This window comes from Leifsonia sp. SIMBA_070 (assembly GCF_046534635.1).
Lineage (GTDB): Bacteria > Actinomycetota > Actinomycetes > Actinomycetales > Microbacteriaceae > Leifsonia.
The window spans coordinates 1-228 of sequence record NZ_JAWRYK010001085.1 but is presented as its reverse complement, the minus strand read 5'-3'; the positions used below and the strand labels follow the sequence as shown (position 1 = coordinate 228).

Below are 228 nucleotides of genomic sequence, written 5' to 3'. Positions count from 1 at the left end.
AGCTGCCGGTCCGAAAGCTCAGGATTTCGAATGACGGATTCCATCACCTGTTCAGCTTCTTCAGCCGTCTCCACGATGAACTGCTCACCGGGTTCCCAGGTCTGGCCCAATGCAATGCTCGGCGTGCTGACCACCGAAGTCCCAGCAGCTGAGATCTCGAAGATCCGCCGTGCGCACATGGTGGGTGAATCCACCACAGAGTTCACGTTCAGGAACACCTTGTACGCC

General features: G+C 57.5%; 1 protein-coding gene. It reads right to left on the bottom strand.

Features of this window, described 5'->3' with window-relative positions:
• Nucleotides 1-228, bottom strand: a 228-nt coding sequence (locus SB754_RS23490; RefSeq protein WP_410784636.1) for a glycosyltransferase, incomplete at both ends; no start/stop codon positions are given.